The sequence below is a fragment of the Fodinibius salicampi genome (assembly GCF_039545095.1).
Classification (GTDB): Bacteria; Bacteroidota; Rhodothermia; order Balneolales; family Balneolaceae; genus Fodinibius; species Fodinibius salicampi.
Genome location: NZ_BAABRS010000003.1, coordinates 226,138 through 243,479 on the forward strand (window position 1 = coordinate 226,138; position 17,342 = coordinate 243,479).

Here is a 17,342-nt window from a genome sequence, read left to right on the forward strand (position 1 = left end):
CACATGACCAAGCTAAAGTATATACTGAGTACTGGGTATTGTAATCAACAAAGGGGAAGGACTGCTAAGTCAGGAATATTTTTTATTCTGATTATCTTCTACCTTACCCTTTGGGGTATACCAAATGTAAAGGCACAACAAGCTTCCATACAGGGTATCATAACTGATTCTGCCAGCGGACAGCCGCTTGAAGGTGCAAATATTCTCCTGAAAAACCTTTCAGATGAAACCCTCCATGGAATAGCAACCGACGGTAATGGTTTCTATCAAATCGGTAATATTCATCCCGATACCTACCTGCTCCGCATTACTTTTGTAGGACACATGCCCTATGAAGATACTCTTTCCCTAAAAGAAAACGATCGCCAAAATATAAACATCAGCTTGCAGCCGGATACCGAAGAGCTAGAGGAAGTGGTTGTCTCACTTGAGCAAACCACACAGGTAGAAGCAGGGCGGCAACAACTATCCGCAAGCGATTTAGGACGAGTTCCGACTCCCGCGGGTAGTGGAGATCTGGCCAGCTACATCCAGACGCTTCCGGGCGTTGTATCCACCGGGGACCGCGGAGGACAATTGTTTATACGGGGTGGCACTCCGACCCAAAACATGGTTCTGGTAGATGGAACGCTAATCTACAAACCTTTTCATATACTCGGTTTCTTCTCTGTCTTCCCAGAAAAATTGGTCTCGGGAGCTGACTTTTATGCCGGTGGGTTTGGGTCACAATATGCCGGACGTATCTCCTCAGTTATAGATGTTAAAATGAAAGATGGTGACCGAAATAACACCAAAGGATCGGCATCTCTGAGTCCTCTTTTGGGAGAAATAGTTGTTGAAGGACCACTCAAAAAAGGCAAGTCTTCCTGGATTGCCTCCACACGCCGCTCGCTTATCGAGCAAACGAGTCCTACACTCCTTGGCGAAGAACAACCCCTTCATTTTGAAAGCCAATACCTAAAAATGAGCTTCTTCGGTGAAGGTAACTCCCGCTGTTCTATGATGGGTATGCATACCTACGACCGGGGCAAACTCGATCCGGTTGAAGATGACATTTTCAACTGGCGAAACATGGTGTTTGGAGGACGATGCGTGGTACTTCCTGAAGAGTCAGACCTCCTTTTTGATATGAATGCAGGAATTTCTCATATAGCAAATGGAGCCGGAAGCGCGGAGAATCCGGAACGCTTCGCCAAAGCTACCCGCTTTAATCTCGATATAAAACTCACGCAATATTCTGGTTCTATTCGATTTGATTATGGTGGATTCTTGCATGTTAATTCGCTCAACTATGATATGAGTGAGCAGTTTGGAGGGCCGCAAACCGGTTCTGAACTATTCCCGAGTTTAGGGACTTTTGTACAATCTACCATCCCCATCGGCAATAACGTTGAAGCCAAACCCGGCCTGGTTCTGTCTTATCACAGACATAACTATCCCGTAAGCCTGGAGCCACGATTTCGGCTTTCGTGGCAGCCTTGGGGAAACGAGGAGCAATCGTTTCATGCCGCAGTTGGACGTTATTTACAACCAATTACAGGTGTTACGGGGCGGCGGGATGCCGGCTCAATATTTACAGCATGGATGCCATCCCCGGTAGGCAATGCCCAAATGGAGGCTATTCATTTCTTGGCAGGGTGGAACCAATCATGGCAAAATGGACTCAATATTTCTGCGGAAGCTTATTATAAGAAATTAGATCGGCTACCGGTATCCGTTTGGAGTAATTTTGCCCGTTTCACCACTGATTTAGCCATGGCAGATGGCGTTTCGTATGGCAGCGATCTTCGACTGGAATACGCCAGAAATTCCTTGCACGCTTTTATCGGATACGGGTATTCCCATACAGAGTACGAGACAAGGCAAGAACAATTTGAATACTGGTTTGGTACCTCTTCTCAAAAGTATCATCCGAGCCACGACCGGCGCCATCAGCTTACTGCCCAGCTAAATCTCGATATAAACTCCTTTTCGGCAGCTATTAACTGGCAATTCGGTAGCGGACTTCCCTTCAGTAGTCCGATGGGATTTGACGAACTCCTTAGATTCGAAGAAAAACTACCCGATGTCAAACGAGAACACGGTACAACCCGCGTTATTATCGAAAAGCCCAACAACGCGCGCATGCCTTCCTTCCACCGCCTTGATCTTTCCCTGAAGCGTAGTTTTCACTTTCAAAACAACCAGCTCACTCTTAGAGGAGGAGCAATAAATACCTATAATCAAACCAACCTCTTCTACTATGATGTGTACAATCATCAGCAGTTTAATCAGCTCCCCTTCTTGCCATATCTTGCTGTGAATTATGAATTCCAATAGGGAAGCTGCTTATGGTATGGGAATTAGAATATCACTAACCTTCATTTATTAAACGGTTGAATTTCCCTACTCCTTCCGTCCCGTAAACCCGATGTAGATACCTGCCAACACAATGACTGCCCCTACATATTCCAGAGTTGTTGTAGGACGATCAAAAAAGAGAATATCCCATATAAAGGCCAAAGCTGGCTGGAGCAAGATAGCCAGTCCGGCAACAGAAGCATTTACATCAGGCAATCCTTTGGATATTAGAACCCATCCAAAAACCTGTCCTACAATTCCGAGTCCCAGCAACGCGCCCCACGTCTGTAAATCAGGAATTGCAAAGCCGGCTCCCGGTTCAACTACCACTGTAATTCCCAGTAACAGCGCCGATAGCAAACAGATCCAGCTCATATTGGAAAATATAGAGAAAAGATTCTCATTGCCATCCGAGCGGGACTTCCGCAAAGTGAGAATATACAAGGCATAACAAAGAGCCGTCAATATTCCATAAAGGACTCCTAACTTAATCGCCCCGTCCTGCTGCCCCCAACCAGTTCGTACAATTAGGAATAATCCAACAACGGCGGTCGGTATCGCAGCCATCAATTGCCAGCTAAGTTTTTCCTTTAGCAGCCAGACCGCAAATAAGGCCACAAAGAACACCTGCATATTTCCCAGAATAGTCGCCAAACCCGGTCCCACGTAAATAATACTGCGGTGCCAGAAAAACAGATCCATACTGAAAAAGAGAGCACACAGAAAAGGAATGCCTAACCCTTTGAAACTGATCCAGAGACGATCTTGTCGAAAAAGAGAAATACCCAGTAGTATAATCCCACCAAAAAACATGCGGTAAAAAGCAGATACTGTAGGTCCCGTGTGAGCGAGCTCCACCAAAACGGAAGTGAAGCTTACCAGGGTTGCACCCAAAATAATATAAGCAAATGCGTGTAACGAGGTATTGTTTCCCATTTAAAAGAAGTGCGAAGAATGGATATTCAGCTAAGCCAATTGAGCCTGAAGTTCCTTTTTACATTTCTCGTAATATTCCTCGTAAGTTTCTATAATCGTGCTCATCTCAAATTGTTCAGCCCTTTTCCGTGCATTTTTAGCCATCCTTTTGTGCAATTTTGGATTCGATAAAATATCGACAGAATAGCGTCCCATACATTCAGTGTCATCCAAGGCGCACAGATAACCAGTTTCTCCGTGTATATTCACTTCTGGAAGCCCACCAATATTGGAACTGACTACCGGTACCGAACAACTCATGGCTTCAAGCGCCGCCAGCCCGAAAGTCTCAGAACCGGATGGAATCAGGAAAAGGTCTGCAATAGAAAGCACTTCTTCCACCTGATCCTGTTTACCCAAAAATCGAACGTGATTACATATTCCTAACTCACGACATCGTTGCTCAGCACGCTGACGGTCGGGGCCATCACCTACCAACAGCAGCTTTGCATCTATATCATTTTTGAGAATATAATCAAATGTAGTAACCACTTCGGGGACACGCTTTACTTCCCTGAAGTTAGATACATGCACCACTACCTTTTCTCCATTGGGACAAATAGCTCTTTTAAAATGATTTTTATTGGACTTTTTAAAACGGTCGAGATCAATAAAATTCGGAATAACCTCAATTTCTTTCTTAATATCGAATCGTTCGTAGGTTTCATCCCGTAGATATTTAGATACTGCAGTAACGCCATCGCTCTGATTAATTGAGAAGTCAACTACGCTTTTATAGCTGGGATCGCTGCCCACAATAGTGATATCCGTACCGTGTAGCGTAGTAATGAGAGGTACGTGAGCCGCTTTTTCACCTAATATCTGCTTTGCCAAATAAGCACTGGTAGCATGAGGAATCGCATAGTGGACATGCAACACATCAATCTTTTCATATTCAATGAGATTGGCCATCTGATTTGCCAAGGCTAAATCGTAGGGGGGATATTCAAAAAGCGGATAGGTGTTCATATTCACTTCGTGGTAGGAAATATTGGTCTGAAAAGTATCCAGACGCGCCGGACGGTCATAGCTCAAAATATGTACGCTATGCCCTCGCTGGGCTAATCCCTTCGCCAGTTCTGTTGCCACAACCCCACTCCCACCAAAGGTAGGATAACATACGATTCCTATATTCATACTAAAAAAGTCTTTCTATCTATGGTTTATTTTTAAACGCTATCCAAATAGCAATTATTACCACTTTTGATTAGCTAACAAAAAAATACCCTTCCTCATTTCCGTACTTCGATATATTAGGTGTAAAGCCAGCTATCTGTTATATTATAGATCTTGTGGAGATCGTACGAAATACGATTTCTTTTTACTTTTGTCATACATTCACAACCAGATATATTCAATATTATGGCAGGACATTCCAAGTGGTCTAATATAAAGCATAAAAAGGCCAAAGAAGACAAAAAACGAGCAAAAATATTTAATAAGCACCTGCGTGAAATATCTGTTGCGGCCCGCGAAGGCGGCGGTGATCCGGAAATGAATCCCCGACTGGATACGGCTATCGACAACGCCAAAAGCGATAATGTCCCCAAAGATAATATTGAACGCGCTATTAAAAAAGGGACCGGTGAGCTTGACGAAGGCGATGGCCGTTATGAAGATGCTACTTATGAGGGCTATGGTCCCGGCGGTATTGCCTATTTTATTGAAGTGACAACCAACAATTATAATCGTACCGTTGGTGAAATTCGCCATATTTTTACCTCACATGGTGGAAATCTCGGTACTGATGGTTCGGTTGGTTATCTGTTTGAACAAAAAGGAATGATCCGCGTAAAAGAAGAAGACCACGATGAAGAAGAGTTTATGCTCAATGCCATTGATGCCGGTGCTGAAGAAATTGATACAGAAGGAGAGTTTTTTAACGTAACAACCGGTCGAGAAACTATGTATGATGTCCGAGACGAGCTGGAAGAGATGGAATATGAAATTGAATCAGCTGAACTGATTCGCATTCCTATGACCGAAGTAAAGGTTGAAGCGGACGTAGCAGAATCTAATTTCAAGCTGATGGATAAATTTGAGGATAATGATGACGTATCCGATGTGTTTACTAACATGAAAATGGATGAAGAAACACTGGCTATTGCCGAACAAATGGATTGATGCGACAATTTATCGGGGGAGTGTTTCGTTATCTTCCCTCAAAAAACGGATAGTATTATGAGATATATTCTTATTACCATATTGGCTTTCCTATTAATGGGAGCTTCATTGGAAGATGCCCGCAAGGCAAATGAAGCCTATAATAATGGAAACTATGAAGAGGCGATCACCCTTTATAAAAAAGCTATTGATGAGGATCCTGAAAACGCAAAACTTTACTATAATCTAGCCAGCGCCCAAGCCAAGGCCGGCAACAGTCAGGAAGCAGTCCGGACCTTTGAACAGTTTAAAAACATGACTGACGATGAAGAACGCCGTGCTATGGCGAATTACGATATTGGGAATATCCTGGCTGAACAAAAACAGTGGGATAAAGCCGTAGAGTACTATAAAAAATCACTGCGATATCTTTCTGATGATGAAGATGCCAAACATAATTACGAGCTGGCCCTGAAACAACAGCAGCAAAACCAGAATCAGGATCAACAGCAGAACCAACAGAATAAAAACAATCAGCAGCAGCAAGATCAGAATCAACAGCAGAAAAAGAATCAACAAAACCAAGAGAATAATTCGCAGCAGAACCAAGATAAACAAGGCCAGCAAGGTGAGCAGGAACAAAATCAGGATCAACAGCCCCAACAGCGGCAGAGCCAGATGACTCAGGCCGAGGCTGAACAAATTTTAAAAGCCCTAGAACAGAAGGAAAAAGAATTGATGAAAGAATTTAAGAAACAGAAAGTAGAGTCCACCGATAACAAAAATGAAAAAGATTGGTAATTTTTGCCGGATACTGGGTTCTGCGGCTGTACTGCTGACCTTCCTTTCGTTACAGGTGGTGGCACAATCGGATGTTACGGTTGTGGCTACGGTTTCTGAAAATACCAGCTATACCGGCGAACGCATACAGCTTTCAATCCAAATCAGTGGTGATTTTAGCGATATATCCCGGCCTGAACTTCCGGAATTTGAAGGCATGCGGTTGCTGAGTAATACTCCGTCTACCTCCAGAAGCTATCAATATATTAATGGCCAGAGCAGTACCTCATATACCTATAGTTATCAATTAATAGCCCAGCAGGAAGGAACCTTTGAGATCCCCTCTATTCCTATTACCATCGACGGCAAACAGCATTCGACCAATCCCATTAGCGTTGAGATCATAAATCGTAATGAATCAGCCCGCTCTTCCGGCGATGACCGGCCCGAAATTTTTCTCCGGCTAGAGGTTTCTGACCAGCAACCCATACAGGGCCAGCAAGTGGTGGCCGATGTAGTGCTATATTTTAGGGATGGATTGGAAGTAAACTCCTATCAGCCTATTCCTGGCTGGAAAGCAGAAGGCTTTTGGAAAGAGGAACTGGAAAACAGCGAACGCCCACAGGCGACTTCGACCATTTTAAATGGGGTGCGTTATCGGAAAGCGCGATTGTTACAATTTGCGGTATTCCCTACCAAAAGTGGCGAGCTCGAGATAAGTCCCTATGAAATTGTCGTATCGGTACGATCCAGCCGTTCACGGGAAGATTCCTTTAGTAGTTTTTTTGGAGGATTCGGTAGTAATCAACGACAGGTTGAGCTGGAAACGGATCCCGTTGCCCTCAATGTACAACCGCTACCTGACATTGGAGAGGAAATATATTTTGGAGCAGTAGGCAATTTTGATATATCACGAAGCATCAGCACCCGCAACGCGATTGAAGGAGAATCTATTGAAATCACGACTCGCATAAGCGGGACCGGGAATATACCTCTCATTTCGAAACCTGAGTATACGCTGCCAGATGGTATTGAGGTCTACGAGCCCCAGGAAAATGAAAATATTAACAGACGTAATGGACGTATCAGTGGTACCAAAACATTTACCGATGTAATTATTGCCCGTTCAGCCGGAAATTATACAATTCCGGAAAAGGAGATCGCCTACTACAATCCCTCGCAAAATTCTTACGCTACCCAAACGCTTCCCGCTCTTAATATCGCTATTGAACGAAATCCTGATCGAGTTGCCGTGGATAACAATAACCAGTCATTGCCGGTAGCTCCCGTCACCGGACTTGCCAGCTGGTCTGTACCTACTAGTCAATCGCTGCTTTCTTATTGGTGGTTTTGGGCGGGAATCATTATCCCGATCATTCTATTAGCAGTTGCTTACCGGCAGAAATCATATATCGACAAAATGCAGACGGATCGCGCTTTTGCCCGGTCTAAGAAAGCTTCTGACAAGGCAGACCAGCGGCTTGAAGATGCAATCACTCTTTCCGAGGAAGGAAATATTAAGGATGCCTATAATATGCTCCAAAAAGCGATAATAGGGTTTATCAGTGACCGGTTAAATCTTCCGGAAGCCGGCCTTTCCAACAGTGATATTATAGAAGCACTTCAAAAGGAGAATATCGATAAAGAGCTTGTCAAAAACATTCGTATGCTCCTCGACAAATGTGCTTCCATCAGTTATGCTCCCTCTACTTCCCACGAATATCTTAAATCTCACGTAGGGTTGGCACAAAGCACCCTGGATAAATTGAAAAAAGTATTATAGCCTGTGAATATATCTGTTGATCGAAATATTATTGGTATGATAGCTGCCGCCATCCTGGTATTGATTTTGACACCAGTTATGTGCAGCGCCGTTCAAAGTCCGCAATCGGTCTTTGATCAGGCTAATGAACATTTATCATCCGGTGAATTGCAGGAAGCCCTGTCACTCTATCAGCAACTCGAATACGATCAACAATGGTCGGGAGCGCTTTTCCTGAATATGGGAGTCACTTATCAGCGTATGGATTCGCTTGGCAAGGCAAAATATTACTATTTAAAATCTACCGAATTTGAAGAAACCCATGACAAAGCTAACCAGGCACTGGAATATGTAAATAGACAATTCAGCCGACAATCCGCAACGCTTCCAAAACTTCCCTGGGACAGAGCTACCGAATGGCTGCAAGAAAAGATCGGGGCCGTAACCCTAGTTGGAGTCGGGATTTTACTATTAAATATTGGCGTTCTATTTTTTATTGGACATTGGTTTATGGGTCGGCTGTCACAATACCTTCGCCAAAGCAGCCTTATTATTATTGGTCTTTCGATATTTATTATGACCGTGGGATTCTATACCTATTATGTAGATCAGCGGTATAGTACAGCTGTTATGGTTACACAACAAACCGCTGTTGTCGAAAATCCAAATTCGGAGGCCTCTTTGGTTAGCCAAGCCTATGAAGGCTATACTTTTACGGTTGACCATCGAAAAAGCGAGCAACAATCCAACTGGAGCTATGTTCGAATGAGCAATGGCCTTTACGGATGGATTCCTACCGAAGAAATTCGTGTGCTTTGAACTGCTATTGCAAATTTCCGCATCTATTTATATTGATATATTCAAATAGAATTACGAATCATTATTCTAAAAATTAACTTCTCTATTTTATGTCTGATGTATCTGATTACATTACTGACCATAAGGAACAGTTTAAGGACGAGCTTTTCGAATTCTTACGGATTCCTAGTATCAGTACCAGCTCTGAACATAAAGAAGATGTTCGAAACGCTGCTAATTTTTTGATCAAAAACCTCAAGTCACTCAACCTCGATCGGGTAGAACTTTTTGAAACAGACGGTAATCCTATTGTCTACGGTGAACTGGAAACTGATCATTCAAAGCCAACAGTTCTGGTTTACGGGCATTACGATGTCCAGCCCCCCGACCCATTAGACTTATGGAAGACCCAGCCTTTTGAACCTACGGTCCGGGAAGGAGATATTTATGCACGGGGTGCCAGTGACGATAAGGGTCAGTCATTTACTCATGTAAAAGCGCTTGAAGCGTATCAGAAATCAGGCAAAGAATTTCCCGTAAATATTAAGTTTATTTTTGAGGGAGAGGAAGAGGTCGGCTCTCCAAATTTAGTACCCTTTATTGAATCGCACCAAGAGTTGCTCTCCTGCGATATGGTCTTAATATCTGATACCGCAATGTTTGCTGAAGATACTCCTTCTATTACCTATGGATTACGGGGACTGGCGTATATGGAAGTTGAAGTTACAGGGCCCAACCGCGATTTACACTCCGGTGTTTATGGGGGCGCTGTTAAAAATCCAGCCAATGCACTTGCAGAAATTATAGCCAAACTGAAAGATGATAACGGTGTCATCCAGATTCCGAATTTCTATGATAAAGTGAAAGTACTTTCGGAAGAGGAACGTGAAGCCTATAGCAAACTTCCCTTTGACGAAGAAAAGTATAAAAACGACCTCGGACTTAAAAAATTACACGGTGAAAAGGGCTACAGTACCCTGGAACGGGCCTCTGCACGTCCTACTCTTGACGTTAACGGACTTTGGAGCGGCTACCAGGGCGAAGGGGCCAAAACAGTACTTCCATCCAAAGCCGGGGCTAAGATAAGCATGCGTTTAGTTCCCGATCAGGATCCCAAAAATATTGCCCAACTTTTTAAAGAGCATGTAGAATCCATTGCACCAGAAACGGTCTCGGTTACCGTTACGAAACACCACGGCGGACATCCGGCCATGACCGACCTCTCTTTCTATGGATTAAAAGCGGCAGCCGAAGCTTTCGAGGAAGTATATAATAAAGAACCACTGTTTAGCCGTGAAGGTGGATCCATCCCCATCGTCGCTGACTTCCAAAAAATTTTGGGAGCACAGTCTATTTTAATGGGATTTGGCTTAAACAGCGATGCTATTCACTCTCCCAATGAAAAGTTTGCACTTAAAGACTTCTATCGCGGCATACAAACTTCGGCCAAGTTCTTTGAGGTACTGCCTGACTATGGTTAAATCGAACTCCTTATCAAAATCAAAATCCATTATGAAAAAGAGCATTCTCCTCTTCATTTTTCTCCTGTATTCAGGATCATTATTTGCTCAAGAACAAGATATCGAACGAGCCGGCAATCCCGTATTCGATGGATGGTATGCCGATCCCGAAGGCACTGTTTTTGGAGATCAGTATTGGATTTTTCCCACTTTTTCGGCTCCCTATGCCCAACAGGTACATATGGATGCTTTCTCTTCCCCGGATTTAGTCAATTGGACCAAACACGAGCAGATTATCGATACAGCTGCCGTGGCCTGGGCCGACAGCGCTATGTGGGCTCCGTCTATCATCCAAAAAGACGACAAATACTTTCTCTTTTTTGCAGCCAACGACATCCAAAATAACGAGCAAATGGGTGGTATTGGCGTTGGCGTTTCTGATAAACCGGGCGGTCCCTATAAAGATTATTTAGGAGAGCCGCTGCTGGATAAATTCCATAATGGCGCACAACCAATCGACCAGTTCGTATTTCAGGATAAAGATGGTCAATACTATATGATTTACGGTGGATGGGGACACTGCAACATCGTGAAACTAAAGGACGATTTTACTGGCTTTGAACCCTACGATGATGGCACGGTATTCAAGGAGATTACTCCGGAAGGATATGTTGAAGGTTCGTTTATGTTTATCCGAGATGGCAAATATTATTTTATGTGGTCGGAAGGCGGATGGGGCGGCCCCAATTACCAAGTAGCCTATGCTATTGCTGATTCTCCATTCGGACCTTTTGAGCGGATTGGAGTAGTGCTTAAACAGGATCCTTCGGTAGCCACCGGCGCCGGACACCATTCGCTGATTAAAGTGCCGGAAGAAGACGAATGGTATATTGTTTATCATCGGCGACCGCTGGACGAGACTGATCCTAATCATCGGGTAACTTCCATCGACAAGCTAGAATTTAATGAAAATGGACGCATCAAACCGGTAACCATCACCTTCGAAGGCGTTAAAAAGCGGAGCTTGCAATAAACAGTCCAGTCCTTTTTTAGCCGTTTGAGATATTACCCATAAATAGAAATCCTGAAAGGATTTTAAATCCTTTCAGGATTGAGAATTTTATTAATTTTTAACAGGCAAAATTATGCTTATCCAATAACCTCTCTCCAGCCCGGACGGAAATCATTGCGATCATCCAGCCATTCATTTGCTTCTTCCAGATTCTTCACACGCATATTTTCCGCATCCCACTGAAGCTTAATATTGGCATCCTTGAAGCGGATCGCCATGTTACCAATCAGCATTGTTTCAGTAAGGGCTGCAGCGTATTCAAAGTTTGACGAAGTGGTTCCATTACCCTTGGCTGCCGCCACCCATTCTTCATGGATGCCCGGTGAACGCTCCATCGTCTTTTCCGGCTCGCCAATTTCTTCGATATCCGATTCGGGAATAAATCGGGGATTCTGCCCATAAACATCAGCCATAAGTTTGCCCTCAGAACCATGAAAAATCATCCCGCCACCACTAGCTCCCATCTGTTTACCATCCTCCAGTTCTTCCGGACGTGGTGGCAATAACCCTCCATCATACCAGTTGAGTTCTACTTCAGCACGATCTCCTTTAGCTGGAAATGTATAGTGTACGGATGAGCCGAGCGGAAATGCTTCATTATTGAAAGGAGTGGAACTGGCATGTACTTGTTCAGGCATTCCCAATTCAAGGGCCCAATACGGCTGGTCCATGATATGAGCTCCCATGTCTCCCAATGCACCTGCGCCGAAATCCCAGCGGCCGCGCCAGGCAAATGGTGCGATATCCGGGTCATAGGGCCGATATGGCGAGGGACCAACCCATAAATCCCAATGCATTGTATAGGGTACAACCGGCATTTCATCCGACTCCTGAACGTCAGCACCTTGCGGCCAGTATCCCATGGGACGGTTGGTCCAGCAATCAACTTTGGTAACTTCTCCGATTGCTCCCTGACGGATGTACTCTACAATCTTATAGGTACTTTCATAAGCATGGCCCTGATTTCCCATCTGTGTGGCCACCCCCGTTTCCTCTGCTACCTCTGCCATCCGGCGGGATTCATAAATAGTCCGTGTCAGTGGTTTCTGTACAAAAGCGTGCTTCCCCCTTTCCATCGCGTAAATAGCAATGGCTGCGTGTGTGTTATCAGGCGTAGCTACCATTACCGCATCTATCTCATCTTCCTTATCCAACATTTCCCGGAAATCGATATAGCGCTTGGCTTTGGGATAACTGTATAGTGTTTCGGCTGCATATTCTTCATCCACATCACAGAGCGCATAGATATTTTCGCCTAACTCAGATAGCGACTCCGTATTTGAAGCTCCCATTCCACCTACACCAATACAGGCAATATTCAGTCGGTCGCTCGGCGCTTTGTATCCCGGTCCGCCTAACACGTGCCGGGGCACTACAAAAAATCCAGCCGCTGCGGCGGCTGAAGTGCTTAAGAAATCCTTACGCGACATGTCATTAGCCTTCCCTTTGCCATCCTTCTGATCTTTACTCATAAAGCCACACCTTTTTTGTCAATTAAGTTTTATAACCTTTGCAATTTATAGAATTGCAAATAAATTGCAAGCAAACAAGACGTTTTTTTCAAAAGAACGAAATGAAAAGAAAAATATAATCAGAAGAATAATTATTTCTTGCTATATCACGTCAGCAAAATATATTTCAGACCATCCAGCATATAATTACTCATAATCATACGCTATGGGTTCATCATCCTCAAAATTATACAGGGTCAAGCCGCGCAGTTCAAACCAGCCGGTCCAAAATGTGCGAAGCTCCCGTATATATGCCTGCCGGGCGGAATCCTTTTCGTCTTGGGCAATATATAAATTGGTAATATCAATTTTACCGATCAGATAGCGATTTTGCGCTACCTGATAGCGTCGCTGGGCAATTGTATCGGCCTGAGCTGCCAGTAATACCTGTCCCCTTAATTGTAAAAACTGGCTGACGGTATAGTCAATTTGCTGTATAAACTGCCGCCGCTGAAAATCAATACTATTTGCTACTTGCTGCTGCTGGTTTCTCGCGGCATTGATCTGGGCACGCTGCTTTCCCCAATTAAAGATAGGGACTTCAAAACCCAGGGTAACAAACTGACGATTTTCCGGATCTCTGTACAGGTCAGAAAAATCCTTTGAAGTTTGATTCAATCCATAGTTGGCATTAAGTGTTAGTCCCAGACTGGCTTCACTTTTGGCTTGTGCCAAATTCCGATCAGCCTGTATTTCACTCAATCTATAATTAAGGGCCTCACTGTTATTTTCCAGTGCCAGCTGACGTGCTTTCACTATATCCACATCAATTTCGGGTAGTTCCTGCGGAGGCTCTAAATCAAGTTCAACATCTGTGGGATAACCCAGTAGAATTTTGAACTCATTAAGAACCCGCTCGTATTCTATTTTTGCACTTGTCAGGGATGATTCTGCGTTACGCAAAGCCAATTCGCTTTGTAACAGGTCATTCTCAGCAATACTGCCTACGTTATATCGACCCTGTGAAATCTGATAAATAGAATCATTTCGGGCTACGTTAAACTCAGCGTTTTCCAGATTTATTTTTGCTAAATAGACATCAAAGAAGCGCTGTGTTACCGTCATAGCAATATCTTCCATCTCCTCTACATACTCTTTCTGTGCAATTTCATATTGCAGAGGTTCCATCCGGCTTCTCCACTTTAAATTATTAAACTGGAACAACGGTTGACTAATCCCCACAACCATTGGTGTGCTTTGCCACAGGTAGGTATTTTCATTACTAAATATTCCCAGCCTGGTGATACCCGTGGAAAGAGATAGATTACCACCGGTTGGCAGAATATTCTGATTAATACTTAGAGAAGCAGAAGCTTCTGACTGTGTTCTGGAGGAGAAAGTAATCTGCCCGTTGTCCAGTACATTTGAAAAAATAGATTTATTATAATTGGGGGCATCACCCGACAAAGAAAGGCTGGGGAGTAAGTCTGCCCTATAGGAGCGGTACTGCCATTTACTGGAGATAAGGGCGTATCGTGCCGCATTGGCCACGGCACTCTGATCCTGTGCAATTGTAATACACTGTTCAAGGGTCAAACTACCCAAGTCCTCTTCACTGGATTGCTGGGCATTCAAATCTCCCAAAAAAAATGAAAGAGAAAGAGTAAGATAAACGAAGAATGTTGTTAGATATCTATTCATGACGTAATGCGTGTACGGGATCCTGTTCGGCAGCTCTTTGCGCAGGGAAATAGCCAAAAATAACCCCTATGGCCATCGCTACACCGAAAGAAATAAATATTGAAGTTAAAGTTACCATCGTTACAATTCCGGCAGATATCTCAATCAGGTAGCTGAATGCAATACCCAATATTATGCCTATAATTCCACCGGAGATACTAATCGCCAGTGCCTCTGTTAAAAACTGTAGCTGAATATCACGTTTTTGTGCTCCCACGGCACGACGGACACCGATTTCGCGATATCGTTCCACTACAGAAGCCAGCATAATATTCATAATGCCAATACCTCCTACAATAAGAGAAATGGAAGCAATAGAAGAGAGCACGATATTAAAAATTTCCTGAGTACGACGCTCTTGCTGTAGCAACAGTTCCGGAACAATCACCTCAAAATCAACCACGGCATTGTGACGGCGCTGTAACATACGGCGGATGACGTCGGCTACCGGGACACTATACTCCGTATCGCTGACCTGCACAATAAGCCGATCCACCTGATGGTAATTATTGTTAGAGGTGGTGGAACTGCTCTCATCTGAATTATTATTATTTTGTTCAGCAACCGCTTGCTGGATTTCCTGCTCGGTGACCAGTGCCCGGTTTTTATACCGCAGGAGAGCGGAGGTCACCGGCACAAAGATATCCAAATTATAATTTCTGATGCCCAGGTTCTGAATGTTTTCTGTAGTCAGTTCTTTTTGCTCAAGTACACCAACAACGGTCAGCCATATATTCCCAGCCTTGATCTGCTTCCCTATGGGGTCTTCGCCAGCAAAAAATTTAGCTTTAACATCTGATCCGATAATACAAATACGCTCGGCATTTTTAATATGTATCGGGTTAAAACCGCTACCCTGGGCAAGCGTAAAGTTATTAATATTAAAGTAGTGCTGATTAACCCCAACCAACTTTCCACTTCGCAAACGGCCATCACGTATAAAATTAGTTTCATAAATTACTTCCGGCGTGGCATACTGGACCTGTGGAATCTTTTCCTTTATACTCTCCAGATCACTAAGCATAAGACCCGGACTATATTTATTGCGCTCACGAGAAGGTGCTTGACTATTTGAGACCTCTTCGTCAATTTGCCTGATGACTGGCTCAACAATAACATTATTGGTACCAAGTAGCTTCATCTGGCTTAACACTTCTTCCTGTGCTCCGCGACCTATAGCCAGCATGGCTATTACAGAAGCTACACCGAAAATGATTCCCAGTGAAGTTAGAAGCGAGCGCATTTTATTGCGGCGAATAGCCTCAAGGGCAATATCGAGATTATATAATATGATTTGTACCAATAGATCGGGGTCCTAAAAGTTTAAAAACGTAAATACTTGCTCTGATGAATAACAATAATACTATTCCTCAATTTGCCGGGAGTTATTTTCCAACTGTTGTTCTCTTTGAGGGGGCTCAACATTATCCTCAACATCCTCAACCGGAGCAGCATTGGGATCTACGACTTTTACCTCTTCCTCCTCATACTGATTAAGCACTTCATCAGGAAGCAGTTGTTTTTCGATACCAGAAGTATCTGGTGGCAGCGACAGATAGAGTTGATCATTGATGTCAATACCCTCCTTAATGATTACATCATCATCGTTCATCAAACCCAGGACCACCTGCTGCATTACAGGCTTTATTCCATCCCGTTTAGCCACAAAGTTCAACGAATCAATGGTATGTATAGCTTCAAGAGGTACATAAAGTGCATCATTTACAGATTCTATGTGGATAGTATTGCTCGTTGTCATAGCCGGGCGTAGCGTCGTATCAGATTCATTGACCTCAATAACTACCTGAAATACCTTCGAATCCGAATTAGGCCTTTGTTCTCCAATATTGGCTACATCGGTAATAACACCCGACAGATTTTTCTCGGGCATCGCATCCAAACCGATGTCGGCTGTCTGTCCTTTGCGGATATTTTGGATGTCTACTTCATTAACATAGGTTACCGAATTCATAACGCTAAAATCCGGAAGCTCCGCCACTACCGGATCCCAAGCGCTAATAGAACTCCCCTCCGTAACCTTAGATCCATCCCGGTTTCGCTTATAAATTACCATGCCATTTTCAGGCGCGTAAATGGTAAACCGCTTCATCACTTCCTGTATTCGCTGAACCTCCCGTTGCTCTTGGGTCAGATCTGTTTCAATCTCACGAAGCGTCACTTCTGCTTTTCGTACTTCAGTCTTATAATTTTTCCGTCCTTGCTCCAGTGCTCGCTTGGCGCGTTCCAAGTCAATCTTCACCTGTCGCTGAACAGCCGGCGACTCATACTGGGATTGTTCAACAGCTATCTCTGCTTCTTCAAGGGCATACTCGAGATTGATTAAATTTTCACGTACCTCAGACAAGTTTAGCGTACTATCCAGCTGTGCACTTTCATATTGAGATTCTGCTTCTTCCAATTCCAGCTGTGCATCCTGTAAACTAGTGGAGATCTCTGATCGATCAAGTTCTGCTACAAAGTCTCCCTTTTCGACTACCGTTCCTTCCGGGATCAGACGCTGAATGGGAACATTAAATATTCGGAACTCACGAATACCCTCCGGACCGCGTATGCTGGTCGAATTTTTAGCACGCAATTCGCCCGTGGTAGTTACTTCTACATTAAACGTCCCTCTTTCCGGCGATGTGTAAATTACTGCGCTCTCTTTGGAATCACCGCCAAACGTAAACCAAAAAATAAAGACAAGCGTTATTGCTCCCGTCCAAAGTAGATTTTTTCTTTTCTTGAAGAAATTCATTTCATTTTTTTATAAAGTTATCCAGATTATATTTTATTTCAGTCCTCAAATAGTAATATCTATACAAAAACTGTAGCAATTTTGAATTTTCCGCAGCCAATCT

At 43.8% G+C, this 17,342-nt stretch carries 13 protein-coding genes; 7 read left to right on the top strand and 6 right to left on the bottom strand.

Annotation, left to right across the window (positions count from 1 at the left end; all coding sequences use genetic code 11):
• Positions 1 to 3: 3 nt before the first annotated feature.
• Entirely contained in the window at positions 4 to 2,319 is a 2,316-nt protein-coding gene (locus ABEB05_RS12165) for a TonB-dependent receptor (protein ID WP_265790481.1), read from the top strand.
• 66 nt (positions 2,320 to 2,385) lie between these two features.
• Here ABEB05_RS12165 and ABEB05_RS12170 read toward each other — a convergent pair whose 3' ends face one another.
• A complete protein-coding gene (locus tag ABEB05_RS12170; protein ID WP_265790483.1) occupies positions 2,386 to 3,276 on the bottom strand; it encodes a DMT family transporter in 891 nt (296 codons plus the stop codon).
• A 30-nt stretch (positions 3,277 to 3,306) separates the two neighbouring features.
• On the bottom strand, positions 3,307 to 4,452 hold the full coding sequence (gene bshA, locus ABEB05_RS12175) for an N-acetyl-alpha-D-glucosaminyl L-malate synthase BshA (RefSeq protein ID WP_265790485.1): 1,146 nt from the start codon (positions 4,450 to 4,452) through the stop codon (positions 3,307 to 3,309).
• Between the two features lie 225 nt (positions 4,453 to 4,677).
• Here bshA and ABEB05_RS12180 point away from each other — a divergent pair, with 225 nt between their 5' ends.
• From ABEB05_RS12180 to ABEB05_RS12205, 6 genes are all read left to right on the top strand, one after another.
• Entirely contained in the window at positions 4,678 to 5,439 is a 762-nt protein-coding gene (locus ABEB05_RS12180) for a YebC/PmpR family DNA-binding transcriptional regulator (RefSeq protein ID WP_265790488.1), read from the top strand.
• Positions 5,440 to 5,496: 57 nt separating this feature from the next.
• Positions 5,497 to 6,219, top strand: coding sequence for a tetratricopeptide repeat protein (locus ABEB05_RS12185; protein ID WP_265790490.1), 723 nt, complete (start codon positions 5,497 to 5,499; stop codon positions 6,217 to 6,219).
• On the top strand, positions 6,203 to 7,981 hold the full coding sequence (locus ABEB05_RS12190; RefSeq protein WP_265790492.1) for a BatD family protein: 1,779 nt from the start codon (positions 6,203 to 6,205) through the stop codon (positions 7,979 to 7,981). Before ABEB05_RS12185 ends, ABEB05_RS12190 begins: the two co-directional genes overlap by 17 nt.
• Before the next feature lie 3 nt (positions 7,982 to 7,984).
• A complete protein-coding gene (locus ABEB05_RS12195) occupies positions 7,985 to 8,779 on the top strand; it encodes an SH3 domain-containing protein (protein ID WP_265790494.1) in 795 nt (264 codons plus the stop codon).
• Between the two features lie 89 nt (positions 8,780 to 8,868).
• Complete coding sequence (locus ABEB05_RS12200) at positions 8,869 to 10,239, top strand: dipeptidase (RefSeq protein ID WP_265790496.1); 1,371 nt, start codon at positions 8,869 to 8,871, stop codon at positions 10,237 to 10,239.
• Between the two features lie 31 nt (positions 10,240 to 10,270).
• A complete protein-coding gene (locus tag ABEB05_RS12205) occupies positions 10,271 to 11,251 on the top strand; it encodes a glycoside hydrolase family 43 protein (RefSeq protein ID WP_265790498.1) in 981 nt (326 codons plus the stop codon).
• A gap of 116 nt (positions 11,252 to 11,367) precedes the next feature.
• Here ABEB05_RS12205 and ABEB05_RS12210 read toward each other — a convergent pair whose 3' ends face one another.
• The 4 genes from ABEB05_RS12210 to ABEB05_RS12225 all read right to left on the bottom strand — a co-directional run bounded on the left by ABEB05_RS12210 (position 11,368) and on the right by ABEB05_RS12225 (position 17,239).
• Positions 11,368 to 12,762 (bottom strand): Gfo/Idh/MocA family protein, encoded by a 1,395-nt coding sequence (locus ABEB05_RS12210; RefSeq protein ID WP_265790500.1) that lies wholly within the window; start codon positions 12,760 to 12,762, stop codon positions 11,368 to 11,370.
• Positions 12,763 to 12,948: 186 nt separating this feature from the next.
• Positions 12,949 to 14,442, bottom strand: coding sequence for a TolC family protein (locus ABEB05_RS12215; protein ID WP_265790502.1), 1,494 nt, complete (start codon positions 14,440 to 14,442; stop codon positions 12,949 to 12,951).
• Positions 14,435 to 15,784, bottom strand: a complete 1,350-nt coding sequence (locus tag ABEB05_RS12220; RefSeq protein WP_265790504.1) for an ABC transporter permease — start codon at positions 15,782 to 15,784, stop codon at positions 14,435 to 14,437. Before ABEB05_RS12220 ends, ABEB05_RS12215 begins: the two co-directional genes overlap by 8 nt.
• Positions 15,785 to 15,844: 60 nt before the next feature.
• The gene (locus ABEB05_RS12225) at positions 15,845 to 17,239 is read right to left on the bottom strand and encodes an efflux RND transporter periplasmic adaptor subunit (RefSeq protein ID WP_265790506.1); all 1,395 of its coding nucleotides are present in this window, start codon (positions 17,237 to 17,239) and stop codon (positions 15,845 to 15,847) included.
• Positions 17,240 to 17,342: the final 103 nt, after the last annotated feature.